At 32.8% G+C, this 26869-nt stretch carries 26 protein-coding genes and 1 pseudogene; all 27 read right to left on the reverse strand.

Annotation, left to right across the window (positions count from 1 at the left end; all coding sequences use genetic code 11):
- Window positions 1–17: 17 nt before the first annotated feature.
- The 27 genes and pseudogenes from uvrB to B5D41_RS04045 all read right to left on the reverse strand — a co-directional run bounded on the left by uvrB (window position 18) and on the right by B5D41_RS04045 (window position 26834).
- Window positions 18–2009: an excinuclease ABC subunit UvrB gene (gene uvrB, locus B5D41_RS03915; RefSeq protein WP_078809302.1), complete on the reverse strand. Its 1992-nt coding sequence runs from the start codon at window positions 2007–2009 to the stop codon at window positions 18–20.
- 58 nt (window positions 2010–2067) lie between these two features.
- A complete protein-coding gene (locus tag B5D41_RS03920; protein ID WP_159442877.1) occupies window positions 2068–2232 on the reverse strand; it encodes a Spo0E family sporulation regulatory protein-aspartic acid phosphatase in 165 nt (54 codons plus the stop codon).
- A 147-nt stretch (window positions 2233–2379) separates the two neighbouring features.
- A complete protein-coding gene (locus B5D41_RS03925) occupies window positions 2380–3543 on the reverse strand; it encodes a divergent polysaccharide deacetylase family protein (RefSeq protein ID WP_078809304.1) in 1164 nt (387 codons plus the stop codon).
- A 28-nt stretch (window positions 3544–3571) separates the two neighbouring features.
- Window positions 3572–4828 (reverse strand): S41 family peptidase, encoded by a 1257-nt coding sequence (locus B5D41_RS03930; RefSeq protein WP_078809305.1) that lies wholly within the window; start codon window positions 4826–4828, stop codon window positions 3572–3574.
- A 244-nt stretch (window positions 4829–5072) separates the two neighbouring features.
- The gene (locus tag B5D41_RS03935; protein ID WP_078809306.1) at window positions 5073–6014 is read right to left on the reverse strand and encodes a transketolase family protein; all 942 of its coding nucleotides are present in this window, start codon (window positions 6012–6014) and stop codon (window positions 5073–5075) included.
- A 109-nt stretch (window positions 6015–6123) separates the two neighbouring features.
- A complete protein-coding gene (locus tag B5D41_RS03940; protein WP_078809307.1) occupies window positions 6124–6936 on the reverse strand; it encodes a transketolase in 813 nt (270 codons plus the stop codon).
- A gap of 26 nt (window positions 6937–6962) precedes the next feature.
- Window positions 6963–7811 carry a YitT family protein gene (locus tag B5D41_RS03945; RefSeq protein WP_078809308.1) on the reverse strand — a complete coding sequence of 283 codons (849 nt, stop codon included), beginning with the start codon at window positions 7809–7811 and terminating at the stop codon, window positions 6963–6965.
- Window positions 7812–7841: 30 nt separating this feature from the next.
- Entirely contained in the window at window positions 7842–8573 is a 732-nt protein-coding gene (locus tag B5D41_RS03950; RefSeq protein WP_078809309.1) for a WecB/TagA/CpsF family glycosyltransferase, read from the reverse strand.
- 15 nt (window positions 8574–8588) lie between these two features.
- Window positions 8589–9671, reverse strand: coding sequence for a polysaccharide pyruvyl transferase CsaB (csaB, locus tag B5D41_RS03955; protein WP_078809310.1), 1083 nt, complete (start codon window positions 9669–9671; stop codon window positions 8589–8591).
- Window positions 9671–11698 carry a DUF5693 family protein gene (locus B5D41_RS03960; protein WP_078809311.1) on the reverse strand — a complete coding sequence of 676 codons (2028 nt, stop codon included), beginning with the start codon at window positions 11696–11698 and terminating at the stop codon, window positions 9671–9673. Before B5D41_RS03960 ends, csaB begins: the two co-directional genes overlap by 1 nt.
- Window positions 11699–11720: 22 nt before the next feature.
- Window positions 11721–12410 (reverse strand): LmeA family phospholipid-binding protein, encoded by a 690-nt coding sequence (locus B5D41_RS03965; RefSeq protein ID WP_078809312.1) that lies wholly within the window; start codon window positions 12408–12410, stop codon window positions 11721–11723.
- 10 nt (window positions 12411–12420) lie between these two features.
- A protein-coding gene (gene prfB / locus B5D41_RS03970) for a peptide chain release factor 2 (RefSeq protein ID WP_407695259.1) occupies window positions 12421–13519 on the reverse strand; the annotation gives its coding sequence in 2 pieces (ribosomal slippage) (window positions 12421–13461 and window positions 13463–13519; 1098 coding nt in all).
- Window positions 13520–13549: 30 nt separating this feature from the next.
- Entirely contained in the window at window positions 13550–16135 is a 2586-nt protein-coding gene (secA, locus tag B5D41_RS03975; protein ID WP_078809313.1) for a preprotein translocase subunit SecA, read from the reverse strand.
- Window positions 16136–16279: 144 nt separating this feature from the next.
- Window positions 16280–16840, reverse strand: coding sequence for a ribosome hibernation-promoting factor, HPF/YfiA family (gene hpf, locus B5D41_RS03980; protein WP_078809314.1), 561 nt, complete (start codon window positions 16838–16840; stop codon window positions 16280–16282).
- A 412-nt stretch (window positions 16841–17252) separates the two neighbouring features.
- Window positions 17253–17456, reverse strand: coding sequence for a cold shock domain-containing protein (locus tag B5D41_RS03985; RefSeq protein ID WP_078809315.1), 204 nt, complete (start codon window positions 17454–17456; stop codon window positions 17253–17255).
- Window positions 17457–17569: 113 nt separating this feature from the next.
- Window positions 17570–18292 (reverse strand): amino acid ABC transporter ATP-binding protein, encoded by a 723-nt coding sequence (locus tag B5D41_RS03990; protein ID WP_078809316.1) that lies wholly within the window; start codon window positions 18290–18292, stop codon window positions 17570–17572.
- Window positions 18285–18965 carry an amino acid ABC transporter permease gene (locus B5D41_RS03995; protein WP_078809390.1) on the reverse strand — a complete coding sequence of 227 codons (681 nt, stop codon included), beginning with the start codon at window positions 18963–18965 and terminating at the stop codon, window positions 18285–18287. Before B5D41_RS03995 ends, B5D41_RS03990 begins: the two co-directional genes overlap by 8 nt.
- A gap of 211 nt (window positions 18966–19176) precedes the next feature.
- Entirely contained in the window at window positions 19177–20028 is an 852-nt protein-coding gene (locus B5D41_RS14220) for a hypothetical protein (RefSeq protein ID WP_200806414.1), read from the reverse strand.
- Window positions 20029–20117: 89 nt separating this feature from the next.
- Window positions 20118–20924 (reverse strand): basic amino acid ABC transporter substrate-binding protein, encoded by an 807-nt coding sequence (locus B5D41_RS04005; protein WP_078809317.1) that lies wholly within the window; start codon window positions 20922–20924, stop codon window positions 20118–20120.
- A gap of 110 nt (window positions 20925–21034) precedes the next feature.
- Entirely contained in the window at window positions 21035–21820 is a 786-nt protein-coding gene (locus B5D41_RS04010; RefSeq protein WP_078809318.1) for a basic amino acid ABC transporter substrate-binding protein, read from the reverse strand.
- Between the two features lie 525 nt (window positions 21821–22345).
- Window positions 22346–23068, reverse strand: a pseudogene (gene larC / locus B5D41_RS04015) (nickel pincer cofactor biosynthesis protein LarC); the annotation flags it as partial.
- 15 nt (window positions 23069–23083) lie between these two features.
- Window positions 23084–23833 carry a nickel pincer cofactor biosynthesis protein LarB gene (gene larB / locus B5D41_RS04020; protein WP_078809320.1) on the reverse strand — a complete coding sequence of 250 codons (750 nt, stop codon included), beginning with the start codon at window positions 23831–23833 and terminating at the stop codon, window positions 23084–23086.
- 7 nt (window positions 23834–23840) lie between these two features.
- Window positions 23841–24662, reverse strand: coding sequence for an ATP-dependent sacrificial sulfur transferase LarE (gene larE / locus B5D41_RS04025; RefSeq protein ID WP_078809321.1), 822 nt, complete (start codon window positions 24660–24662; stop codon window positions 23841–23843).
- Between the two features lie 19 nt (window positions 24663–24681).
- A complete protein-coding gene (locus B5D41_RS04030) occupies window positions 24682–24993 on the reverse strand; it encodes a flagellar biosynthesis protein FlgN (RefSeq protein ID WP_078809322.1) in 312 nt (103 codons plus the stop codon).
- 196 nt (window positions 24994–25189) lie between these two features.
- Window positions 25190–25384, reverse strand: a complete 195-nt coding sequence (locus B5D41_RS04035) for a putative motility protein (RefSeq protein ID WP_078809323.1) — start codon at window positions 25382–25384, stop codon at window positions 25190–25192.
- 23 nt (window positions 25385–25407) lie between these two features.
- On the reverse strand, window positions 25408–25779 hold the full coding sequence (locus tag B5D41_RS04040) for a flagellar protein FlaG (protein ID WP_078809324.1): 372 nt from the start codon (window positions 25777–25779) through the stop codon (window positions 25408–25410).
- 56 nt (window positions 25780–25835) lie between these two features.
- Window positions 25836–26834 (reverse strand): hypothetical protein, encoded by a 999-nt coding sequence (locus B5D41_RS04045; RefSeq protein WP_078809325.1) that lies wholly within the window; start codon window positions 26832–26834, stop codon window positions 25836–25838.
- Window positions 26835–26869: the final 35 nt, after the last annotated feature.

A 26869-nucleotide genomic window follows, 5' to 3' on the forward strand; every position in this document is an offset into this window, starting at 1 on the left:
TTATTTTATTTATGCTTTCAATTTGAAAGCTCTTGTTCTAGTTCCTCAATCTCATCTCTAATTTGAGCTGCTAATTCAAATTCTAAATTAGCTGATGCCTCTTCCATCTCTTCTTCTAATTCTATTAATAGTTGTTCAATTTCTTCTTTTGTCAAGTCTTCTTTCTCGGTATCCGAATCTACACCATAATCCACATCATTATTTTCAGCTACCATATCGACCGGTCGAATTACCTCTCTAATCGGCTTGATTATAGTCTGTGGTGTAATATTGTTCTTTTCATTAAAGTCTTGTTGAATTCGTCTTCTTCGATCTGTCTCATCAATAGCTGATTTCATTGAATCTGTCATCTTATCTGCATACATAATCACCCTACCATTGACATTACGAGCAGCTCGTCCAATAGTCTGCACCAATGAACGAGTTGAACGCAAGAACCCTTCTTTATCTGCATCTAAAATAGCTACCAGTGAAACTTCTGGTAAATCCAAACCTTCTCTTAAAAGGTTAATTCCTACTAAAACATCAAATTCACCTTTCCTTAAATCACGAATAATCTCTAACCGTTCAATAGTATCTATATCAGAATGAAGATATCTAACCTTAATTCCAGCCTCAGCTAGATATTCAGTTAAATCTTCAGACATTCTTTTAGTTAATGTAGTAATTAAGACTCGTTCATCATCTTCTACTACTTTTTGAATCTCTCCTAATAAATCATCAATCTGTCCTTTAATTGGCCTTACTTCTATCTGTGGATCAATTAAACCAGTAGGTCTAATAATCTGTTCTACTATTTGCTTGCTATTTTCATGTTCATAAGGTCCAGGAGTAGCTGAGATATAGGCTGCTTGATCTATTGTTTTTTCGAATTCAGAAAAGTTTAACGGTCTATTATCCAAAGCAGACGGGAGTCTAAATCCATGTTCTACTAGCTTCTGCTTTCTAGCTCTATCTCCAGCATACATTCCACCGATTTGTGGAATAGTCTTATGAGATTCATCAATTAGAAGTAAGAAATCATCAGGAAAGTAATCAATTAAAGTTTGTGGTCTAGAACCTGGTGATCTATTGGCCAAGTGTCTTGAATAATTTTCAATACCTTGACAGAATCCTACCTCCTCTAACATTTCTAAATCATATTTAGTCCTCTGTTCTACTCTCTGAGCCTCTAAAAGCTTGTCCTGACTACGTAACTTCTCTAATTGCTCTCCTAATTCAGCTCTAATACTCTTAATAGCTCTTTGTAGTTTCTCCTCCTTAGTAACAAAGTGACTTGCCGGATAAATAGTTAACTCTTTTAATTCTTCTTTAATTTCTCCGGTTAATGGGTTTACTTCTCTTAATCTATCTATTTCATCTCCAAATAACTCTACTCGATATACTTTTTCTTCATATGCTGGGTGAATTTCTATAACATCACCTCTGACTCGAAAACTACCTCTATTTAAGTCAAAGTTATTTCTTTTATATTGAATGTGTACTAATTCTCTAGTAATATCACGTCTATCCTTAATTTCTCCTTTCTTTAAAGAACAGGTTAAATCTAAATAATCCGCCGGTGAACCTAAACCATAAATACATGAAACACTAGCTACAATAATTACATCTTCTCTTTCAAAAAGTTTACTAGTAGCTGCTAGTCTCAATTTATCTACTTCTTCATTGATGGACGCATCCTTCTCTATATAAGTATCAGTCTGAGGTACATAAGCCTCTGGTTGATAATAATCATAATAACTAACAAAGTATTCTACAGCATTATTAGGAAAAAAATCTCTAAATTCACTACAAAGTTGGGCAGCTAAAGTCTTATTATGAGCAATTACTAAAGTCGGCTTCTGTACTCTTTCAATCAAATTAGCCATAGTAAATGTTTTACCAGAGCCAGTAACACCTAAAAGGGTCTGATCCCTCATTCCTGCTTCTACTCCAGCAGTTAACTGCTCAATAGCCTTTGGTTGATCCCCACAAGGACTATATTCTGAAATTAACTCAAATTCAGGCATCATTATCGCCTCCTAACATTTCTATTATAACATAATTAAATAAAATTAAAAAAGCTAGTTATTTATCTTCTTTATCTAATTCCATATGTTTTAAGATTAGCTTATCCAGTTCTTGGCTTAAAGATAGGATATCTTCATGTGAAAAACTACCTTTATCAGATACATTCATTCGTAATAACTTTCTTTGTTGGCTGATAATCCTTTTCAATTCTTCTTTTATCATATCTATCACAACCTTATTAGTAATAGTTACTATTATTATAACAGAATTCATTTGTTAAGTAAAGGTTGTGGAAATGTTTTACATGAAACATTCTGTAATAAAAGAAAAAAAGCTCAATTATCTTATAGATAACTGAGCCTTAATCTCCTATTGAATTCCTTCAGTTAATTCAGAAACATATACTAACTGAATCCCCATCTCTTCTAACTTAGGAATCATTTCTTGAATAGCTAAAGCAGTATTAGGTCGAACATGTCCAATTGTTATTAGTTCACCTTTCTTTAAAGCTACTTCAGCTAATTTTTTAATCTGCTTTTTAACTTCTGCTTTATTGTCAACATTATCAATGAATAGATAATTAACAGCATAAGCTTCATCAACCCTCTGGGCCATAGCTGGCACAACTGAGTTAGGAGCTGTACTACTGTCGACAAAGAAGAGTTCTTGCTTCCGTAAGTAATCTAAGACTACTTCCATCACCTTCTCATTAGCTGTAGCCTTTGATCCCATATGATTATTAACACCAGCTATATCTACACCTAAATTATCAATATCCTTCTTTATTTGCTCTGCAATCTCTGTACTAGACATATCTACATAAATAGCACCAGCACCAGGATCTACCTCAGAAACAGGCTCCATAGGTAGATGTAGTAAAACTTGATGACCAGCTTCTTTAGATCCTTTTGCATCTTGAGTAGAATATGGTCGAAAAGGCAATACTGCTACCGTTATTTGTCTGTCTATCTCTAACAATTCTTCAGTGCCAGCCCGATTAAAACCTAAGTCATCAATAACAAAAGCCATCTTGGCTTTAATTTGTGGTTGAATTAATTTTAATCGATAAGTAACTAAAGTTTCAGAAGTTACCTCCTCTGGTCGAAAAGTAATCTCTATTAATGCTTCTTCTTGATTCTTTTTCGTTAGCCTATTTCTTAAGTTGAAATCTATTTTCTGTTTATCAATGCTTTTTGTTAAACCTTCAATTAATCTATCTATTTCTATCTTATGTCTAGCAGGAAAAGGCAAATTCACTTGTAGCTTCTCGCTTTTCCAAATGATTTTCTTACCATCTATTATCTTTTCTTCCTGATTAATTTCAATAAGTTTTGATTTAACATCAATCTCTTGTCTATTCCAATAATTATTTATGCTCTCTTTGATCTCTTTGCTTAGTTTTGTATAATCTAATTCCTTAATTTTTTCTTCTTTTTTCTCAGAGACGTCTGGATTACTACATGCAGCAATAACTGATATAATTAATACTCCTATAATTAGAAGTATTATCTTCTTTTGCGTCGTTAATTTCATATTCAATTCCCTTTCTTCATCTGTAAATTTAACTAGCTGATTTAAATTCTGCTTTTTTATTCTTAATCTTTTTCTTCAAATGTTTAATAGCTTTCTGTAACTGTTCATCTTGTTCAGTCTCTGAATCATACTTAATCTTAATATCAGGGTCAATTCCTTTATGATTAATATATCGTTCATTTGGAGTATAATAACGTGCAGTAGTTAACTTTAAAGCTGATCCATCATCTAAAGAAACAACCGTCTGCACAACCCCTTTCCCAAATGTTGTATTTCCAATTAGAACTCCAGTCTCAGTATCCTGAATGGCTCCTGCAACTATCTCAGAAGCACTTGCACTCCCTTTATTAATTAATACTACTAATGGATAATCAACCGGCTTGATTTCTGTAGAAGCTAATAATGTTTCCTTCTCTCCATTTCGTTGCTTAACATGAACTATTGGACCATTAGGTATAAAGTTACTTGTTAAATCTACTGCTTCATCTAAGATACCTCCTGGATTATTTCTTAAATCCAAGATAATCCCTTTCACATTCTTCTTCTGTAATTTTTCTAACTCCTTTTGTACGTCTTTTCCTACATCCTTAGCAAATTGTGTAACTCTAATGTAGCCAATATTATCTGCTTTTACTTCTGATTTAACATATGGAACATCTATCATAGCCCTAGTAATATTCACTTTGATTTTTTTATAGTTAGACTTTTCTTCATTTTTAGCCGATGAATCTGTCTTATCAGATCCTTCTTCGTTTAAATTACGTTTAATTGTTAACTCTACTTTTGTTCCTGGTTTCCCTTTCATTAAACTTACTGCTTTATTAATAGACATCTTTTCTGTTGAATGATCATCAATCTTAATAATGATATCTTTAGCTTGTAAATTGGCTTTCGAACCAGGAGTACCTTCAATTGGAGAAACAATGGTTAATTTATCATCTAACATAGTTATTATAATACCAATACCACCAAATTCACCTTTGAAGTCTTCTTTCATCCCTTTATAATCCTCTTCTGAGAGATATGTAGTATAAGGATCATCTAAAGAATCCAACATCCCTTCAATGGCACCAGTTAAAAGTTTATTTATATCCACTTCCTTAACATAGTATTGTTCTACAATACTTAATACATTTTTAAAAGTTCCAAACTTTTGAGGCACTTTCCTAGATAATGAATAATTGTTAGCCTGTACATCTCTAATGAAGAAACCTAATGTACCTGCTCCCAAAATTAACGCAATAATTAACAAAATACCAACTATACTTCTCTTTCTTTTGAACATGCTTTTTCCACTACCTTTCTATACATACTTTAATCTATTTAGAATAATCTTATCTTCTCTATTAATCATTTCTAGGTAATACCCTTATTTCCTGTCTTTAAAAAAAAATTTATCAAAAAATATTAGGATGATTTATATAATTATGTATATGTAAGAAATTAGTGGGTTTATACACAATTTTAAATAAAGTTTAATTTCTTAGATATTAAAAAAAGCCGCGACTTATAGCCACGGCTTCTTTACCTTATTTTTTATCTAGTACTTCTTTTACAGCACTGATTATATGCTTTGCACTAATTTCAAAGTAATCCATTAACTCTTCTGGACCTCCAGAACGTCCGAAGGTATCTTTAATTCCTACTCGCTTCATAGGTACAGGATAATTTTCACCTAATGCTTCAGCAACAGCACTACCTAAACCACCATAGATATTATGCTCTTCGGCAGTCACTACTGCTCCAGTCTTTTTAGCAGAAGCAACTACTCCTTCAACATCAATCGGTTTAATAGTATGTACATTAACTACTTCAACATCTATACCTTCTTCTGCCAGGCGATTTGCTGCATCTAAAGCTTCACCAACCATAACTCCAGTAGCAAAGATTGTTAAATCGCTACCTTCTTTAATCGGCATTACTTTACCCCATTTGAATTCATAATCTTCTTCATCAAAGACCACTGGAACTCCGCCACGGGTAAACCGCATATAAACTGGCCCGTCATAATCTACAGCTGCTTCCACTACTGCTTTAGCCTCTACAGCATCCCCGGGAACAATAACTGTCATATTTGGAATAGAACGCATAATTCCAATATCTTCAATAGCTTGATGAGTAGCCCCATCTTCACCAACAGTAATCCCAGCATGAGTAACAGCAATCTTAACATTTAAATTTGGATAAGCAATAGAATTTCTGATCTGATCCGCTACTCGTGAACTTCCGAATACTGCAAAAGTACTGACAAATGGAACTTTACCAGCAGTAGCCATTCCTGCAGCAGTTCCTACCATATTCTGTTCAGCAATTCCCATCTGGAAGAAACGTTCTGGAAATTCTGCTGCGAAATTTTTTACTCTTGTTGATGAGCCTACATCAGCATCGAATACCACAATATTCTCATTCTCTTTTCCTAACTCTAATAATGCCTCTCCATAAGCATCTCTAGTTGCAATCTTTTCAGACATTTATGTAATTCCTCCTTAATCAGTTTTCAATTTTCAGTTGCCAGTGTCTGTGTCAGCTATCTGTATTAGTCTCTTTCTCTGACACTGTATTCCTGACACTGATAACTTTTTACGCAAGCTCTCCTAACGCTTCTTTTAGCTGCTCTGCATCAGGTGCCTTCCCGTGCCAAGCTGCTGTACCCTCCATAAAGGAAACTCCTTTTCCTTTAACAGTATTAGCAACAATCATTATTGGTTGACCTTCTACTTTATTAGCTTCTTCTAACGCATCTAAGATTTCTGAAATATTATGTCCATCAATCTCTATTACGTACCAACCAAAGGCTTCAAACTTTTCAACTACTGGATGAACATCCATTACATCTTTTGTTTTACCTACTAACTGTACTTGATTGTAATCTACAAACCCGATTAGGTTGTCCAAGTTATAGTGAACTGCCGACATAGCTGCTTCCCAAACTTGTCCTTCTTCGATCTCACCATCACCTAACATAGTAAAGACTCGATAATCCTTTTGATCTAACTTACCTGCTAATGCCATACCTACAGCGGCAGAAATACCTTGTCCTAAAGAACCAGTAGTCATATCTACTCCTGAAGTTTTCTTCATATCAGGATGACCTTGTAAATGACTATCTAATCTTCTTAAAGTCTGTAATTCATCCTTAGGAAAGTATTCTTTCTCTGCTAAAGCTGCATACAGCACAGGAGCAGCATGACCTTTAGAAAGCACAAATCTATCTCTGTCCTCCCAACCTGGATTTTTAGGGTCTAGATTCATCTCATTAAAATATAAAGTAGTTACTATATCAGTAGCTGATAAAGAGCCACCAGGATGACCAGAACCTGCTTTTGCTACCATTTCTAAAATACTACGTCTAATCTCTTTAGCTTTCTTCTCTAATTCCTTAACATCTGTCATCTTCTATTTAAACCTCCTTTATAAATTTAAGACTTAACCAGATTTTCATTAAACCCTTCACCTAATACTTCGTGAACATCAGTAATAATCACAAAAGCATCTTGATCTATATCATTGACTAAACTTTTTAACCTAGCAACCTCTGATCGACTAATAACACATAATAACACTTCTTTATCAGCTTCTGTAAAGCCACCTTTTCCTTTTAAAACTGTTACTCCTCTCTCTAACCTCTGCATAATCTCCTCTCTAATTCTTTCACCTTCATCTGAAATAATAAAAGTACCTTTAGAAATACTAAACCCTTCTTGAATTAGATCTATAGTCTTGCTAGTTATCAAAAGCGCTATTAAAGCATATAAAGCTAATTCAGCATTGAAGACAATAGCAGCAAAGGTAATCACTAAAAAATCAATCATTAATAGCCCTCTACCAACACTAAAACCAAAGAAATGGTTAATTAATCTAGCTACTAAATCTGTCCCGCCTGTAGTACCTTTAAATTTAAATACTATTCCTAAACCTGCCCCAGATAAGGCTCCACCATAGATAGCCGCCAATAATGGGTCACTAGTTAACGACGGTAAAAAAGGAGTTAAATAATCAGTAGCCAATGATAATGTTAAAATACCATAAAGGGTTCTTACTCCAAGTGTAACCCCTAAAATTTTTACTCCAGTTATAAATAAAGGAACATTAATGGCTAACATAGTCATTCCTACAGGTGAATCAAAGAGATAATGGAGTACAGTCGCTATCCCACTGACTCCTCCAGCAGCAATCTTATTGGGTACTAAAAACATTACTAGCCCCATTGCTGTCAATATACTTCCGATAGTAATTCCTATATAATCGTATAATGTCTCTTTCTTCATCTTAACACCCTCACAGTAATCTCTAATATTCTAACCTAAAACTTCTCTAGTTATCACTAGATAGACGAATTTAGGCAAAGCTAAGATCCTATAAATTCTCTGTGGTTCTTGAATAAGACGATATAACCACTCTAAATTTAATTTTTGAATCCAAATTGGAGCTCTCTTCTTTTCACCAGCTAAAACATCAAAACTACCACCAACTCCGATACTAATAGGTACTTTAAGTCTATCTAGATTCTTATCAAGCCATTTTTCTTGAAGTGGAACTCCCATTCCTACAAAAAGAAGTTCAGGATTCAAATAATTAATCTCCTCGATTACTTGCTTCTCACTCTTATCATCTAAATAGCCATGATGTGTTCCAATTATCTTTAATTCTGGATACTTCGCCAAAATCCTCTTTTTAACTTGAGGAATTATTCCTGGCTTTGCTCCTAAGAAATAGACTCCATATCCTCTCTTAGCTGCTAATTCTAATAAACCCACCATTAAATCAATGCCGGTTACTCGCTCTATAAGTGGTTCTCCCATTAACTTAGAAGCCAAAACTAAACCAACACCATCAGGCACTACCAGATCAGCCTCATTGATAATTCTTTTTAATACTTTATCCTCTTGAGCCATAACTACCATCTCTGAGTTAGGTGTAACTACTAAATGCTGAGAAGAGTCTGATTGAATTAAATTCTCTACTTCCTCAATTGCAGCCACCATATCTACTTTATTAATTAAGATATCTAAAATCTTAATCTTTGCCACCTAACCACTCCTATATTATAATAAATGAAAAGCTAATTCTACATTCTCCCTAGCTAATTCTTTTAATTTAACTACTTTCTTTGCTAATTCATGTTGTAATTCTTCTTTCTGTTCCCACGACTTTAGAATCTGATTATATAATCTATCTATATTTAACTCATCTACATATCCAGCAGGTTTTAAATCTAGCCGTTCTAAAAAACTATCTACTTTAGGGTCATAAGATATACCAACCATAGGTAACTGATTAATGGCAGCAAAGATTAAAGAATGTAATCTAACCCCTACTAATAAATCTATCTTACTAAATAAACCTGCTATCTGTTGAGGATGATAATTTCCTTCTAAAATCTGAACCTCAACTCCCATCTTCTCTGCTAATTCTTGACTGGCTCGCTTATCAACTGGATAATGTAAGGGAAGGAAACAGATATTAACATTTAATTCCTCTTGGACTTTATTTAATACCTGAGCTAACTTATCTAGATAATTACTATTTTCTTGCCAATAACGCACTGATACCCCTATTACCTCTCCTGATAAATCCATACCTTCTTTATGTATGATCTCTTCTATTTCTTTTTCATCAGGTAATCTCAAATCAAAAACCGGATCTGCAGTTACTTGAACCTGTTTCTTAACTCCTAAATCTAATAGTAATTCTTTTGAATCTTCATCCCGTACAGTTATTCTCTCTACTTGATTAAGGACTCTAGGCATTAATCCTTTACTTAACCGTCTAGTAACCGGCCCGACTCCTTGACCATAAAAAAAGACTGGTAATCCTATCCGTTTAGCTATATATATTAGTCCAAGATAATATAATATACTCTTTTGACTAGTAATATCTTGTAATAGACTACCTCCACCAATTATAAAGAGGTCTACTTCTTTAAATATATTTATAATATCAGAAAAGCTAAAACGATTAACCGCTTTCACATTGTAGGTCTGAGCCGTCTTGGCTGGATTAGCTGAAAGCACAGTAACCTGCAGTTCAGAATCTCGCTCTCTTAAGGAAGAGATTATAGATGCTAAGATTGCTTCATCTCCTGCATTATCAAAGCCATAATATCCTACAATGGCTATTTGCTTCATTAAGTTAACCCCTCTCTTAATCTCTGCCATGGTTTAATTAATAATGCTACTATACTAATTAATAATAGGCCTATAACTGTACCTAAAAGAATTCCTAATCCAACACGCAGACTACTAATTATTAATGGTGTGTGTATATGAGAAAGAGTATTAATCATGGTGATTTGACCTATCAATCCACCAAAAATAAGAGGCACTCCCCATTTCTTATATTGATTTATAATTAACCAAATCCCTAAAATCATTAACGGATGTCCAATTAAGAATGATTTAAACCTTGGTCTAACTGAGAATATTCTTTCTAACCCATGGCGAATGATAATTTCAAAATTAGGCACTGGAATTAATGGGTTATTCCCTGTCCTTCCAATATATATTATACCCATAACTGCTAAAAAGATTAAAAGCAAAAGATCTTTTAACTTAAAAGGTCTATCTAACCAATTATTTACTTTCCTAATAACTCTTTTAATAGTGATTTTTCCTCTATTAATCCAAAACTTATAATGGAGATAATAGAGACCAAATAATATAAGTGGTCCTACAAAGGCTAGCTTAACCCCTCTAAACTGTCTAACTTTTAACATATATCGCCAATCACCTAAAGCGCCAGTTAATAAAACCCCTCCACCAATTGTAATTAAACTAATTTTGCCAAAGAGAATTATTACATTCTTTATACCTAAATCTCTATCTCCATGATTCTCTCTAAAAATATTATCCAGTAGAGTAGAAATGGCTAAAGTCGGAAAAAGAATAGCTGTTAATAAAGCAACCACTTCTCTATTTAAAAGAAGGTATCCTTTGAATATCATAAATATTGAAATAAAAGCTGTAATTAAAAAGAGAATAAACTTAAGACCATTAGAAAAGTCTAAAGGATATTCCGATATAAATAAATATTCTAATAAATAGAATAAAGCTGCTAATACACCTAAATTAATTATTATTAAAGCAATTTTACTGCTACTAAATTTAGATATAGGTTCAGCTGCCCCTAAATTATAGCCTTCAGTTTCTAATTTAGCTACTAAAGAATTAATTAATTTATCAGTTAATTGATAAGCAGTCTGTCCATTTCTATCTTTCAAAATAGGCTTTAAATATAAAGTCCTAACTCCTCTTTCTTTAACAGCTCTTACATAGCGATTCACCATTTTGGTTACTGATAATTTCTCAAATTCTCCTTGTTGGGCACTATGCACTCTTATGCTTGATATTTGCGGCCAAACTGCTAATTTATTAACTCCTTTTTGAAAAGCAATAAATGGTTCAATTATCCCTAATTTTAATCCCTTATCTATTAATAATGACTTAGTCTCTGATAGATAATTAGGATAACCCAATACTTCATCTCCGGTAAAGATCACTTGTGATAAGGATGAAGGTGGTAATTTTGATAATTCATCGAATTTACTTTTAACTATCTTAGAATTATTGACTAATTTATTACTAAATCTAGGCACTACTTTAAACCCAGAATCAATTATTAATCTTAATTCTTCATCTTGCAATCCCATAGGTAAAGAGAATAATTCTTTTTCAGTAGTCTGAATAGCTATTATCTTATTTTCTCTATCTATTCCTACTACCTTGCTCTTACCTAAATAAGCATCTAATTTATCCAAAATCTTCTTTCTCATACTAGAAGTTTCATAAATAATATATACTAAATTTTCTTTGGAAGTTTCTGTAGAGAGGCGAGTTGTCATTTCTGTCTTATGACCTAAGATTCTTTCTATTAATTTAAGCTCCGTATCTGTAACTAAATCTACTTCTCCTATTGTAATTAGCTCTTCTAAATTAGCCTCAGAAAGAGCTAGAGACGTCCCCCCTAATTTTCTATACTCATCTAAAAGCATAGGTAGATTAATCTGATTAGGTAACTTAAGTTTTTGCAACTGATTAAGATCTAAAACTAACTCTACAGTTTGATTATCTTTCTCAACTTGATAGCGCTGATAACCAATAAAACCAGCAGTTAAAATCGCTAATATCATTAAGAGAAGTAGTGCTTTTTTATACATTTTTCGCCCCTCCAGAATTCAATTACTTCTTGTCTACTCCACCTAAAATCAACAATTTATCCTTATCAACTTTAATTTCATTTACTTGTAATGGAATCGGTAATTTAGTTAAATCTAAAGAGAAATTAATATTCTGCATTAATTGCCGATTGATCTCTTTAGGAACCATCAATTCCCCTACCTGCAAACCATTTGGAATAAATGTTAACTTCTCTTTATCATCTTTTAATTGAAAATTCCCAGCCAATTTAAGCGGTATCTCATTACCAAAGAAGTTATATTTACCAGTAACTATTGTCTGCTCAGGACTTAAAACCAGATTCAAATCTTTAATTACATCTAATCGATCAGCTAAATATTTTTGTAAATCTTCCTCTTTTAATGTTAATCTCAATACTTGATTCTTACCGGCAACTAACTGCCACTTGCTATCTTTTTGACCTATAGGTTTTAATTTAACATCTGTAAATTTAGCCTGTAGTTTAGCTACTTTTAAACCATCTATAGTTAAATCTTCTCCCTTTAAATCGACTGATTGAAACTTGCCTGTTAACATTAATAATGCCGGAAAAGTATTAACTTCAGCCTCTAAATATTCATTAACTTTAAATTGATCTTCTAAACCAGTCTCTAATTTATTTGAAAAATAACCAGGTAAGAATAATTGACTAATTACTAAAACTAATAAAATAACTATGGTTAACCTCTTCATAATCTTAACCTCACTTCTGTTCTTCTTTTAAATATTCTTCAATTAACGGATCTAGATGTCCATCCATTACCGCTTGGGTTTTAGTAACTTCTAGATTAGTTCTATGGTCTTTAATTAACTGATATGGGTGGAAGATATAAGAGCGAATCTGACTTCCCCAACCAATCTCTTTCTTTTCACCTCTAATTTCAGATAACTTTTCAGCTTGTTTTTCTTTCATATAGTCAAACAATTTAGCCTTGAGAATCCGCATAGCTCTTTGACGGTTCTTATGTTGAGACCGTTGAGTTTGACATTGAACTACTATGCTTGTAGGCAAATGAGTAATTCTAACTGCAGAGTCAGTAGTATTTACATGCTGTCCTCCAGCACCACTAGCACGGTAGGTCTCAATCTTTAAATCGTTCTTATCGATGTCAATATCCATATCCTCTTCAATATCAGGCATAACATCAACTGAAGCAAACGATGTATGACGACGTCCAGAAGAATCAAAAGGAGAGATTCGTACTAAACGGTGGACTCCTTTTTCTGATTTAAGATATCCATAAGCATAAGGTCCATTAATCTGTAGAGTAACACTTTTAATTCCAGCCTCTTCTCCAACTATAAATTCTAAAGTCTCTACTTCATAATCATTCTGTTCAGCCCATCGCTTATACATTCGTAATAACATTTCAGCCCAATCTTGAGATTCCGTTCCTCCAGCTCCTGGATTAATCGATAGAAGAGCATTATTCTTATCATATTCCCCTTTGAGTAAGACTTTTAATTCTAATTTTTCAACTGCTTCTTCTAATGCTTTTATTCCTTCTTTAACTTCTGGAACTAGTGAATCTTCATCTTCTTCTCTTGCTAATTCAATTAAGACTTCCAACTCTTCTAGATTTTCTTTTAAGTTATCAAAATTATTAATCTTATCCTTAATACCACTAGCTTTTTTAGCTATCTTCTGTGCTTTAGAGCTATCATCCCAAAAGTCTGATTTAGACATCTTAGTCTTTAACTCTTCATGCTTATCTATCAAATTATCATAGTCAAAGAGAGACCCTCAGTTCTTCTAACTCATCTTTTAATTCTTCTAATATATCTTTTTCATCCACTAACATAGAGTAAAAATCCTCCTTGAATTTTAACTTTTAACGACCACAACATCTTTTATATTTTTCACCACTACCACAAGGACAAGGATCATTTCTACCTGGTTCTTCTTCCTTAACAATAGGTTGTCGCTTAATTTCTTCATCTTCTGACTGATGTTGAGCCTGACTAAGTTTTTCTTCTTTCTGTTCTCGAACAGAATCATAAGCTGTAGGTACTTCACCTCGCCCAACTTCAGTAGGTCTTTGTCTAGGAGCTATTTCTCCAGAGACTAATTCAATTCTAAGGATATACTTAACTATATCTTCTCTGATATTAGCCACCATATTTTGGAACATCTGATATGCTTCTTGCTTATACTCTACTAATGGATCTCGTTGTCCATAAGCTCGCAAACCGATACCTTGTCTTAAATCATCCATAGCATGCAAATGGTCCATCCATTTTTGATCTACTACCTTTAACATAACTATAGTTTCTATCTCACGCATGATCTCTGTTCCTACTTCTTCTTCTCGAGATTCATAATTTTCCTTAGCTATAGTTAATAATTTATTCTTTAATGCACCTTGACCGAAGCCTTCAACCTCTTCTACAGTCAAGTCATCTTCATTTAAAAATAAGGTACGACCGTAATTAATTAAACCTTCTAAATCCCATTCCTCTGGATGAATATCTTGGTTTGCATATACCTCTAACATTTCATCTACTAACTTTGTAATCATGCCTAAAATACTTTCTTTTAAATCTTCACCATATAAAATCTGTTCTCGCTGTTCATATATAATCTTTCGTTGTTGATTCATTACGTTATCATATTCTAAAACCTGTTTTCTAATATCAAAGTTACGCGATTCTACTTTCTTTTGTGCATTCTCCAAAGCTCTACTAATTAATGGATGTTCAATCGGCTGGTCTTCATCAAAGCCTAAAGTATCCATAATACTACCAATCTTATCAGAACCAAAAAGCCGCATTAAATCATCTTCTAAAGAGACATAGAATTGAGAAGCTCCAGGATCTCCTTGTCTTCCAGAACGACCTCGTAACTGGTTATCAATCCGTCTGCTTTCATGTCGTTCAGTACCTGTAACATAAAGTCCACCTTTATCTTTAATACCATCACCTAAAACAATATCAGTTCCTCGACCTGCCATATTAGTAGCTATAGTTACTGATCCTTGTTGTCCAGCATTTTTAATAATCTCCGCTTCTTTCTCATGATATTTAGCATTTAAGACTTTATGAGGAATATTCTTTTTCTTTAATCTTCTACTGAGTTCTTCTGATTTTTCAATAGATCTTGTTCCTACTAAAATTGGTTGTCCTTTTTTATGTCTATTTACAATATCCCTAATTACTGCTTTAAACTTCCCATTTTCTGTCTTATAAATTAAATCATCATGATCTTCCCTAATCATTGGTTCGTTAGTCGGGATAACGACTACTTCTAAATTATAAATCTCATCAAACTCTTCAGCCTCAGTTTCAGCTGTACCTGTCATACCTGATAATTTATTATAGATTCTGAAATAATTTTGGAAAGTAACACTGGCTAAAGTTTGTGTTTCATTTTGAATCTTTACTCCCTCTTTTGCTTCAATAGCCTGATGTAATCCTTCCCCATATCTACGACCTGACATCAAACGACCAGTAAACTCATCAACTATATGAACTTCTCCATTCTTAACAATATAATCATGATCTCGTTTCATTAATGCATGAGCATGTAATGCTTGCTTTAAATGATGATTTAAACTCAAATTCTCATCTTCATATAAGTTATCTACACCTAGCATATCTTCAACTCGAGCAATTCCTTCTTCCGTTAAAGTTACATTATTAGCCTTTTCATCAACCTCATAATCTTCATCTTCTTTTAATCTAGGTACTATCTTAGCAAATTTATAATAGAGGGCTGGAGATTGTTCAGCCGGACCAGAAATAATTAACGGTGTTCTAGCTTCATCTATTAATATGCTATCTACTTCATCTAAAATAGCAAAATTCAATCCACCTTGCACTAAATCATCTTTATCTATTGCCATATTGTCTCGCAAATAATCAAAACCAAATTGATTATTAGTACCATAAGTGATATCTGCTTGATATGCTTCTTTTCTTGCTTCTATCTCCATATCTTCTAAGATAACACCTACTTCTAAACCTAAGAATTCATATATCCTACCCATCCATTTACTATCTCTTTCTGCCAAATAATCATTAACTGTTACAATGTGTACGCCTTTGCCAGTTAGAGCATTTAAATAAGCTGGTAAAGTAGCCGCCAATGTCTTACCTTCTCCAGTTTTCATTTCAGCTATCTTACCTTCATGTAATGCAATTCCACCAATCAACTGTACATCATAATGGCGGAAACCTTCTTTAGTAGCCCGCTGTGATGCTTCTCTAACTACCGCAAAAGCTTCTGGTAATAAATCATCTAAAGACTCACCATTATTTAATCTTTCTTTAAATTCATCTGTTTTAGCTTGTAATTGAGTATCAGATAATTTTTGAACTGTAGGTTCTAAGTTATTAATTTCATCTACAATTGGCTGAATTCGCTCTAATTCCTTTTCATTTGGATCTTTAAATAACCATTCTTTAAGAAAGCCAAGCATTAATTAATCACCTTTCCTATTTTCCCATATTTTTTCTATCAATCTCTTATAAAATTATATCATTCAATTAAGTTCAGGGCAAATTTTAGACATTATAAAAGGCTAGCTAGGTGATAACCTAAGCTAGCCCAAAATCTTTAATATTTAAAATGTAGGTTCAATTAAACCATAATCTCCTACGTTACGTTTATATACTACATTAACCTCTTCAGTATCTGCATTAAAGAAGACAAAGAAATCATGATCTAATAAATCCATTTGCATAACTGCTTCCTCTGATTGCATCGGTTTCATTGCAAACTTTTTAGTCTTAACAATCTGAGGTTCTTCAAATTTTTCATCATCATCTTCTTCTCTTAAAATATAATTATTATCAGCCAGATTTTCTTTTAATTCTCTTCTTTCTTCTCTAATCTTATGATTTATCTTAGTTTTATATTTACGAATTTGTCTTTCTAGTTTTTCTATAACTCCATCAATAGAAGCATACATATCACCGGTTACTTCTTCACCTCTTAAAGTTAGACCATCGATATAAGTTGTTACCTCTACAATATGTCTCTCTTTTTCCACTTCTAATGATATATGAGCTTCTATAGGAGGTTCTCCGTCGAAATATTTTTCAATCTTTCCAACCTTCTCTTCGACATAATTCCTTAAAGCATTAGTAATATCAATATTCTTACCTCTAAGTATAAATTTCACTCCTGACCAGCTCCTCTCTTCCTTATTGTCTTATAATATAATATTCGATATTAACTATAAAAACTCCTGCCAAAATATTCTTAATTTTATTTTAACCAAATATTAAGGTTAAGATACCTTAAATATTAAAGTTAATATGATTAAAGTCAACACATATCTTCCGCTTGTCATTCACTCCGCGTCCTGCTCCGTTCATTGTCAAAAAACAGTTTTCCACCCTCCATGGTTCCAAACTGTTTTTAAGAGTCGCTCCAGAAATATGTTGACTAAAATAATCTCATTGATAATTTAAAATTATGTACATTTTTTTATAAAATCTAAAAAAGCCTTAGTGTAGATATCTACACTAAGGCTTTTATATTCACTCTAGTTGTTAATAGGTATAAAATAAATCTATATCAAATTTACTTTATTATAATTTAACAACATTATCAGCTTGAGGACCTCTGTCACTTTCTACAATTTCGAATTCAACTTCTTGATCGTCTTCAAGAGTCTTAAATCCTTCATCTTCAATTGCAGAGAAGTGTACAAATACATCGTCACCTTCTTCTCTTTCAATAAAACCATAACCTTTCTTCGCGTCAAACCACTTTACTGTTCCTGTTAATGCCACAATAAATTCCTCCTTAAAAAATGATTCTATAGGTTATTATTCTTTTATAACCTATACATAATAACATATCCAAATAATAATATATCATAATTAGTAATCCTTGTCAATCCTTTTTAAAGAACTTTACTTAAAAATTCTTTAGTCCTTTCCTCATTAGGAGAATCAAATAACTTTTCTGGAGGTGCATCCTCAACTATTCTTCCTTCATCCATAAATATAACCCGATCTCCTACTTCTCTAGCAAACCCCATTTCATGAGTAACGACCACCATGGTCATTCCTTCTTCGGCTAAAGCTCCCATTACCTCTAATACTTCCCCTACCATTTCTGGATCCAGGGCTGAAGTAGGTTCATCAAATAGCATTACTTTAGGCTGCATGGCTAAAGCTCTAGCAATGGCAATCCTTTGTTTTTGTCCACCAGAAAGTTGGTTTGGATATGAATTAGCTTTATCTCTTAAGCCTACTTTATCCAACAAATCATAAGCAACCTTTTCAGCTTCACTTTTACTCATATTCTTTACTTTGATCGGTGCTAACGTTATATTTTCTAATGCAGTCTTATGTGGAAAAAGATTGAATTGTTGAAATACCATTCCAACTTTCTGTCTAATCTGATTAATATCAGTTTGAGGATCATTAATCGGAATATCATCAATATAAACTTGACCAGCGGTTATCTCTTCTAATCTATTTATACAACGTAACATAGTACTCTTCCCAGAACCACTAGGTCCAATTACCCCCACTACTTCTCCGGATTCTACTATATTATTAATATCCTTTAATACTTCTAAATCACCAAAATTTTTATATAATCCTTCAACCTTAATCACTGACTTTCAACTTCCTTTCTGCATAGTTTACAAGACGAGTCATAACAAAAACCATGACAAAATAAAAAACAGCTACTGTCAAAAAGATTAAGAATGATTGATAAGTTCTACTAATAATTAACCTTCCTTGACGTGTTAAATCCTTAACGGCAATTACTGAAACTAAAGATGAATCTTTTAATAAGGCAATAAACTCATTACCTAAAGCTGGAATAATCTGTTTAAAGGCTTGAGGTAAAATAATATAACGCATAGATTGTCCATAAGACATCCCTACAGATCTAGCCGCTTCCATTTGACCTACATTAATAGCTTCAATACCACCTCTAACGATTTCACCTACGTATGCACCACTGTTCAGTCCTAAACCTAACACTGCAGCAATATAAGGTGGTAAATTAATCCCTAAAGAAGGAAGTCCATAATAAAGTATGAAAAGCTGAACCAAAAGAGGAGTTCCTCTAAATACTTCTATATACCCTTTAGAAATCCAATTTGCAATTTTATTTTTAGATACTCTAGCTAACCCTAAAACAACTCCTAAAATAATCCCCATTATGACTGCAATAGTCGTTATCTTAATAGTCATAATTGAACCTTTTAATAAGAATGGTAGTGCTTCAACTAATGCCTCTCTTATTTCTTGTATATGTTGCCAAGATTCTACATCCATAAAACCTAACAATTATTTCACATCCTCTCTTAATCAATGAATCATATTCTAGTTTAATCATATTATTATTTTATTAAACTTAATATCTAGCTAATAACTGACATTTGTAATTATACAAGAAATCAAATAAGTATGCAAGAATTTTAAATAAAAAAAAGATAATCATCTGGATATCCAGATGATTATCTCTTCATTAAGCCCCATATCTTCTTTACTTATTTCTACCGCGACCTCTGTCTCTGTCTCTATCTCTGTCTCTATCTCTGTCTCTATCTCTATCTCTGTCTCTGTCTCTATCATCTCTATCCCTATCATCTCTATCTCTATCATCTCTGTCTCTATCATCATCTTTATCGCGGTCTCTATCACGATCGTTATCATGGTCTATATCTCGATCTTGCTTCTTATTATCTTCTTTATCTAAATCTCTATCCTCTTTATCATAGCCTTTAGCTTTAGCGTCTTCTTTCTTTTCTTCATGTTTACCTTTTGACATACCTTTATTTACATCATGAGCTATATCAGAAGCAATCTTGCCAGCTCTTTCCATATCGACTCCGTCATCTTCTAAACTTTCTCTAATAGCCTTAATAACTACACCATTCGGAACCTTACCACTAGGGTGATTTGCATAACTCTCTTCTAACTTAGTTGTTACCTCTTCACTTAATTGAGCTTTTTCCTCTGGAGTTAAATTATCCATTTCTTGAATAGACTGATCTACTGCAGTAAGTTGCTCATCAACAACTGAATCTTTAACTGATTCTCTTTCAGATTCAATTCCAAAGAAACTCTTCATCTTACCCCAAAACGTTTCAGAATCATCCGTAGTACCATCAGTCGTTGTTCCATCGTCCGTAGTACCATCTGTCGTTGTTCCATCATCTGTAGTACCATCAGTCGTTGTTCCATCGTCTGTAGTACCATCTGTTGTCTGATCTGTTACTTCTACTTGGTCCGTACTTGTTGTGTTATCCCCATCTGCTGCTAAAACCGGCACTGAGAATAATGTCATTAATACTAAAGTCCCTATTAACACATTAGCAATTCTTTTCTTAAACATAAAAATACCTCCTACTAGTTTATTTCTTAAATACATTATATCTTAAACTAGTAAGAGGTAGTGTGATGGTCATCACCTGCTTTTAAGTTTTATTTAAACCATTTATTATGAATCTCATCATAAGTACCATTCTCTTTTAACTTAGCGATGGCATCATTAAGTGCTTTTTCTAATTCATTATCTTCTTCTCTAGTTGCAATTCCATACTGTTCTTCAGTAAATGGTTTCCCAACCATCTTAACATCAGAATTTTCCATAATATAAGCTGCAGTTACTGGTAAGTCATTAACTACTGCATCTGCTCGACCATTCTTTAATTCAATAAATGCTTGAGTAATTTTTTCATATCTTTTAACTTCTTTAATCCCCTCTATATCTTTAGTTGCTTTTAAATCTCCTGTAGTTCCTAATTGAACTGCAACTACTTTTCCTTTTAAATCCTTAGTAGTCTTAATATCATTAGTTCCTTCCATAACTGCAATCACTTGACCAGCATTAAAATACGGTTCAGTGAAATCTACTGCTTTTTCTCGCTTTTCAGTAATTGTCATAGCTGAAACAGCAATATCATATTTGTTAGCATTTAAGCCTGGAATAATTCCATCAAAAGCCGTATCTACAAATTCAACCTCTATTCCTAACTCTTTACCAATAGCATTCAGAAAGTCTACATCAAAACCAACTATCTCACCTTCAGCATTATGATATTCAAAAGGTTTATATGAAGCATCACTACCAATTACTATCTTTCCTTTTTCTTTTATTTTATCAAATGTTGTCATAGTCTCTTCTTTTGTATTAGCCTTCTCTTGCTCTCCTCCACTACAACCTACTACTCCTACTACTAAAGCTAATCCCAACAAAGCTACTAAAAATAATTTTACTCCTCTACTCATTTCTCATTTCCTCCCTATTTTTTAATTACTGACTTGCTTAAGTAATTATTAAATTTATTATTTATAATTATACAATAAATTATATAAATATTCAAGGAAGAATTTGAAAATTATTTAAACCATTTATTATAAATCTCATCATAAGTACCATTCTCTTTTAACTTAGCAATGGCATTATTAATAGCTTTTTCTAATGCATCATCATCTTCTCTTATAGCAATTCCATAATTCTCGGCAGTAAATGGTTCACCAACTATCTTAACATTAGGATTTTTCATAATATATGCTGCTGTTACTGGCAAGTCATTAACTACTGCATCTACTCGACCATTCTTTAATTCAATATAAGCTTGAATCATCTTTTCATATCTCTTAACCTGTTTAATATTCTCCATTTCTGAAGCTTTTAAGTCACCAGTACTACCTAGTTGAACCCCAACTACTTTTCCTTTTAAGTCTTTAGGTCCTTTAACATCTTCAGTTCCTTCCATAACTGCAATTACTTGTCCTGCATTAAAATAAGGCTGAGAAAAATCCACTGCCTTTTTTCTTTTTTCAGTAATTGTCATGGCTGAAACGATTGCATCATACTTTTTAGATTTCAGACTTGGAATTAGACCATCAAAAGACGTGTCTACAAATTCTACTTCTAAATCTAACTCTTGACCAACGGCCTTCATAAGCTCAACATCGAAACCTACAATCTCTCCATCTTCATTAACATATTCAAATGGTTTATAATCAGCTGATGTACCAACCATTATCTTTCCTTTTTCTTTTATTTGATCAAATGTTGTTTTAGTTTGCTGTTTATCTCCACCACTACATCCTACTACTCCCATTACTAATGTTAGTGCTAATAATGCTACTAAAAATAATTTTAATCCTTTTTTCATTATTATTTCCCCCTCTTGTCTTTTAAAAATAACTTATCTAAGTTATCTATAATTTCACATTCATAATTATACGACATATTATATAAATATGCAAGAGAAAAATCGAAAAAGTGCACAACAATTACGTGTGCACTTGCAAAATAATGATTATAAATTTTTAGTACTCACCTAGCTGACCTGGTTTTTGACCCCACACCCGCCTGCGGGAAGGTTCGCTCAAGGGGTTTCCTTCCTACTACTACTTCTCTCTGATTAATTTTAAGATAACAGCTAATCAAGTCACGGTATTTTCTATGTACCAGACTCTTATAACACTATAAACTCTTAAATCTAATCAGGCAGGACTTATCTCTAAACCGCACCATGCTCAACAGTCATTTTGACTATCTTATGTGGATCGTTTCGCCTGCGACTAGCATCGACTTTCAACCACAGACCTAAGTAAATACTATATATTAATTATAAGGATTATTACTTAAAATTGCAAGAGGAAAGTTTGAAATAAATTATTTCTTACTCTAGATTCCCAATTCTTAAGCGTAAGAGATTAGGAATTTCTAACTCCCGACTTCCAGCACCATAGCCTATCTGCTCTGTTTGCATTAAAGGCATGTTTCCGAATTTTTTAGCTAAGGTAGTAATAATAGCTGCACCTGTTGGGGTTACTAATTCATTCTTAATTCCTGTTGAATAAACAGGAACTTCCTGAAGTAATTCTAAAGTAGCTGGTACTGGTACTGGAATTTTGCCGTGATCACAGTTTACAAAACCGGTTCCAGTATGAACCCGTGAAGCATATATCTCTTCAATACCTAAAGCTTCAATTCCAATTACTGCACCTACTATATCAATAATAGCATCTACTGCACCTACTTCATGGAAGTGAATTTTATAGATGGTGGTGTTATGTATTTTAGCTTCTGCTTTAGCTAGTCGATTAAATATCTTTTTGCTTAGTTTTTTAATCTTAACATCTAATTCACTTTCATCAATTATTGCTTCAATGTCTGCTAAATGTCGACCATGAGTATGATGATTATCTTCATTATGTTCTTCTACCTGCACTTCTACATAAGTACCTTTAATTCCACCTTTAACTACTTCTTTTACATCTATTTCATATTCTGTTAGCCCTAATTTAGCTAATTCCTTTTTTAGAATATCTAGTTTTAATCCCGCATCTAAGAGTGCTCCTAAAACCATATTACCACTAATTCCTGAAAAGATATCAAAGTAAACTGCTTTCACTATTACACCAACTTTCTACTTTAATTTATTAATTGAATTAGCTAAATAAGCTGCGCCAAATCCATTATCAATATTAACAACACCTACACCAGCAGCACAGCTATTTAACATAGTTAATAAGGCTGCTAACCCCCCAAAACTAGCTCCATAACCTACACTAGTAGGTACTGCTATCACCGGTTTATCTACTAAGCCACCAACTACACTGGCTAAAGCTCCTTCCATTCCAGCAGCTACAATAATAACTTTAGCTTTACGTAACTGGTCATGGTTTTCTAATAGACGGTGAATTCCAGCTACTCCTGCATCGTAAAGCTTTTCAACTTTATTTCCCATAATCCGGGCTGTTTCATAAGCCTCTTCGGAGACTGGAATATCTGAAGTCCCAGCATTTACTACTAATATTGAACCTTCTTCTTCTTCTATTTCAGTCTGTTCTAGAATTAGTGTTCTGCCCAATTCATTATACTCTATCTCAGGAATCACTTCTTTAACTGCTTCATATACTTCAGGTTCTGCTCTAGTAGCCAATACATTCTGTCCTGTATCAGCTAAATTCTGCATTATCTTAACTACCTGCTCTGTAGTCTTCCCTTCACAAAGAACTACCTCAGGAAATCCTCTTCTTAATTGGCGGTGATGATCTATCTTAGCAAAACCTAAATCCTCATAACCAGGGCTCTTTAATTCATCTACAGCAGTATCAATATCTAAATCTCCAGCTTGAACTTTAGTTAGAATCTCTTTTAGTCTATTTGGTTGCATTTAATTCTCACTCCTCGTCTAAGTCTAATACTTCATTCATGCTACCTGTTCTATATCCTTCTAAATCAAGTGTAATATAAGTATAGCCTATCTCTTTTAATTTATCCACTATCTGCTCTCTGTTATTAAAAAAGAATTCCATATCATTAGGTGCTACTTCAATCCGAGCTGTATATTGGTCATGATGTCTTACTCTTAATTGATTAAAATCAAATTGTCGCAAATACCTTTCTGCTGCACCAACCATCTCTAACTTATCTTCTGTGATCCTATCTCCATATGGAATACGTGAAGATAAGCAAGCAAAAGCTGGTTTGTCCCAAGTCGGTAAATCTAATCGTTTCGATATTTCTCTTATCTCTTTCTTCGTTATTTCTGCTTCCTTTAATGGACTTCTAACCTCTAGCTCTTTAGCCGCTTTTAAACCTGGTCGATAATCATTAATATAATCATCATAATTGGCTCCATCGGCCACTTGAGCATATCCTTCTTGAGCTGCTACTTCTTTTAAATTATTAAAAATATAAAACTTACAATAATAGCATCTTAACTTATCATTTTGAGCGAAATCATCATTATATAATTCATCAGTAGTATCAACAATATGTCGAACCCCTATTTTTTTAGCTAATTCTCTAGCTTCTTCTGTCTCCTCATCAGGATGAATCTTCGAAGCAGATGTAAAAGCTGCTACTTTATCTCCTAAGATATCATAAGCTACTCTTAATAGAAATGTACTATCTACCCCTCCGGAAAAAGCAATTAAGAGGCTATCCATTTCTTTAATGCTTTGTTGTAATTTTGCAAATTTTTCTTCTAATCTTTTCATATATAAGGGGCCTCCTTGTTTAAGCTAACTTTTGATTTTCTTTCTCTAAATCATATAACTCTTTTAATAAAGGTTTGAATTGTTGTAGTTTTTCTGAGTCACTATTCTTGATTAAACCTAATTTCTCTGCTTGTCCCATATTATGCTTTACATTAAGCATTAATTCTATATCTTGAATTTCGTCTCTAATTCCTCGTTTTTGATCTTGAATATTTGTAACATCTTTCTCCTCTTTAAGTAGTTTATGTTCTTTCTTGATTAAAGCTAAAAGATCTTTGTATAAGTCAGCTTGTTTCTCTACCTTTTCTAAGGCTGTTTCTTCTTTAGACATTCTTTAATCTCCTTTCTGGTTAGTTATCAGTGTCAGTGTGAGTAACGAGTAATGTTTATTTAATTCTTGACTAATATTATATCAAAGTTATCCACTGGTAACAACTAATTATGGGTAAGAAAAAAACCGGGATTGCTCCCGATTAAAAATTACAATATTAAATTAGATATTCAACTTTAATTAAATTTGTAATAATCTAAGCTCTAATATCTATATTATTACCTAAATGAGGTTGAGCAGCTCTTTTGATTTCCTTAGTAGTCTCTTCCATACCTTCTATTAGTTTGCTAACTGTAGGGCCATCTTGACTCATGGCTTTCTGAAGAGTAGCCATACCAAGAGCTTGTCTCACACTTGTTATTTGACTTTGCATTGCAGAAGATATATTCAATTTTATCACCTCATTATATAAGTTTATATCTTTTTATCTATAATTAAGCCAACCATTTCTTTGATCTTGCCTAGCATATCTAATGTTTCTTTTGGAGGGATTTCTTTAATTACTTCATGATTTTGTGTATTTACTATTTTAACCATCATTCTTTTAGACTTTTTATGTAGTTTAAATTCTAATTCTTCATGAAAGGTTTGGACAGCTTCGTTAAGTTTATCTACTCCTTCTTTTATATCTTTTTTATTAGGGTCTTTTTTTTCTAATTTTTCTGTATTAGGATTATTACCAGTAGTCTGATTAGTTTTACTTGTCTTTTTGGCATCTTGAGCTTGACTAGTTTGAGAAGACACTGTATCTGCTGACTGACTTCCATTAACCTCAGAAATTTTCATTCTCCACCCCTCCTTTCTTATGTGAGTTATTTAAATTACTATCTTCAAAAATATTCTTATCCTGAAATATAATCTTGGAGTTGTTGCTCATAAAAGCTAACATAATTCGAATCTATATTGTCTTTTAAACCTTCAATATATTTTGATTTAATAATTTCTATGAGTTCATCGGGAATATTAAAACTCAAAAAATCCTTTGGAATTCCTGAAATATTAAATAAATTATAAATCTCATCAAGCTGTTCTTTATTTGCAAATTCAACAAATCTCCTAGGAACCCACTGATTACCATGTGAATACATATTTAATAGCTTATCTTTTTCTTCACTATAATTATGAGCATATTCTTTTGAACCTTCTAATGTATTTAATAGAGCACTAGACATCTTGTTCAATTTTGATAATATAAATACTTTTTTAAGATCAAAAGATTTATTAATCTTTTGAGTTCTTGTCTTCGCAAAAGGCACTTCAAATTTTTTAGAAATAATATTCCAAAACCTATCTTCATCGTCCTTTAAAATTTCAAAAGGAACTATTAAAACATTATCAAAATACCTTCTGTAACATTTTAAAATAAATTTAAGATCTAATGAATACTTAAGTAAGTTATACTGATCATGAACAAAATTTTCAGCACAACCATTCCAACCCTGTTTAATAGCTTGAACAAAAACAGACTTCATCCATGAAATTGGATCCCTCACAACAATCAATAGGTTTGTTGTTGTACCTGATAATTGACCAAGAATACGACTAGAATAATCAATAAATTCAGGTATTTTATGCTGAAATTCAACCTCATTCATATATGCTGAAGAAAAGCCTTCATTACTTATAACGAGTTTCTGACCTTCCTGATAATTTATGTCTGTATTGATATCCACTTTAAGATTTTTATTTAAGTTGCCTTTTTTTACAGCAGATCGCAATTGTTCAAGAAACTTAATATTACCTTTCCATGATAAAGAATATGATTCATCTTTTAACCATATATTCTGCATATATGTAGAAGCAGTCTTCGGCATTCCTATGTGTAAAAAACCAACATCCATTTAGTTTCACCTACTCCTTTCAAAAACTTTATTCT

The sequence above is a fragment of the Selenihalanaerobacter shriftii genome, from assembly GCF_900167185.1.
Taxonomy (GTDB): Bacteria; Bacillota; Halanaerobiia; order Halobacteroidales; family Acetohalobiaceae; genus Selenihalanaerobacter; species Selenihalanaerobacter shriftii.

Bases quoted from the DNA above. Each gene is read 5' to 3' on its own strand.
- uvrB (WP_078809302.1), bottom strand. From the start codon at position 2,009: ATGCCTGAATTTGAGTTAATTTCAGAATATAGTCCTTGTGGGGATCAA.
- B5D41_RS03920 (WP_159442877.1), bottom strand. From the start codon at position 2,232: ATGATAAAAGAAGAATTGAAAAGGATTATCAGCCAACAAAGAAAGTTA.
- B5D41_RS03925 (WP_078809304.1), bottom strand. From the start codon at position 3,543: ATGAAATTAACGACGCAAAAGAAGATAATACTTCTAATTATAGGAGTA.
- B5D41_RS03930 (WP_078809305.1), bottom strand. From the start codon at position 4,828: ATGTTCAAAAGAAAGAGAAGTATAGTTGGTATTTTGTTAATTATTGCG.
- B5D41_RS03935 (WP_078809306.1), bottom strand. From the start codon at position 6,014: ATGTCTGAAAAGATTGCAACTAGAGATGCTTATGGAGAGGCATTATTA.
- B5D41_RS03940 (WP_078809307.1), bottom strand. From the start codon at position 6,936: ATGACAGATGTTAAGGAATTAGAGAAGAAAGCTAAAGAGATTAGACGT.
- B5D41_RS03945 (WP_078809308.1), bottom strand. From the start codon at position 7,811: ATGAAGAAAGAGACATTATACGATTATATAGGAATTACTATCGGAAGT.
- csaB (WP_078809310.1), bottom strand. From the start codon at position 9,671: ATGAAGCAAATAGCCATTGTAGGATATTATGGCTTTGATAATGCAGGA.
- B5D41_RS03960 (WP_078809311.1), bottom strand. From the start codon at position 11,698: ATGTATAAAAAAGCACTACTTCTCTTAATGATATTAGCGATTTTAACT.
- B5D41_RS03965 (WP_078809312.1), bottom strand. From the start codon at position 12,410: ATGAAGAGGTTAACCATAGTTATTTTATTAGTTTTAGTAATTAGTCAA.
- secA (WP_078809313.1), bottom strand. From the start codon at position 16,135: ATGCTTGGCTTTCTTAAAGAATGGTTATTTAAAGATCCAAATGAAAAG.
- B5D41_RS03995 (WP_078809390.1), bottom strand. From the start codon at position 18,965: ATGGATGTAGAATCTTGGCAACATATACAAGAAATAAGAGAGGCATTA.
- B5D41_RS14220 (WP_200806414.1), bottom strand. From the start codon at position 20,028: ATGTTTAAGAAAAGAATTGCTAATGTGTTAATAGGGACTTTAGTATTA.
- B5D41_RS04005 (WP_078809317.1), bottom strand. From the start codon at position 20,924: ATGAGTAGAGGAGTAAAATTATTTTTAGTAGCTTTGTTGGGATTAGCT.
- B5D41_RS04010 (WP_078809318.1), bottom strand. From the start codon at position 21,820: ATGAAAAAAGGATTAAAATTATTTTTAGTAGCATTATTAGCACTAACA.
- larB (WP_078809320.1), bottom strand. From the start codon at position 23,833: ATGCAACCAAATAGACTAAAAGAGATTCTAACTAAAGTTCAAGCTGGA.
- larE (WP_078809321.1), bottom strand. From the start codon at position 24,662: ATGAAAAGATTAGAAGAAAAATTTGCAAAATTACAACAAAGCATTAAA.
- B5D41_RS04030 (WP_078809322.1), bottom strand. From the start codon at position 24,993: ATGTCTAAAGAAGAAACAGCCTTAGAAAAGGTAGAGAAACAAGCTGAC.
- B5D41_RS04040 (WP_078809324.1), bottom strand. From the start codon at position 25,779: ATGAAAATTTCTGAGGTTAATGGAAGTCAGTCAGCAGATACAGTGTCT.
- B5D41_RS04045 (WP_078809325.1), bottom strand. From the start codon at position 26,834: ATGGATGTTGGTTTTTTACACATAGGAATGCCGAAGACTGCTTCTACA.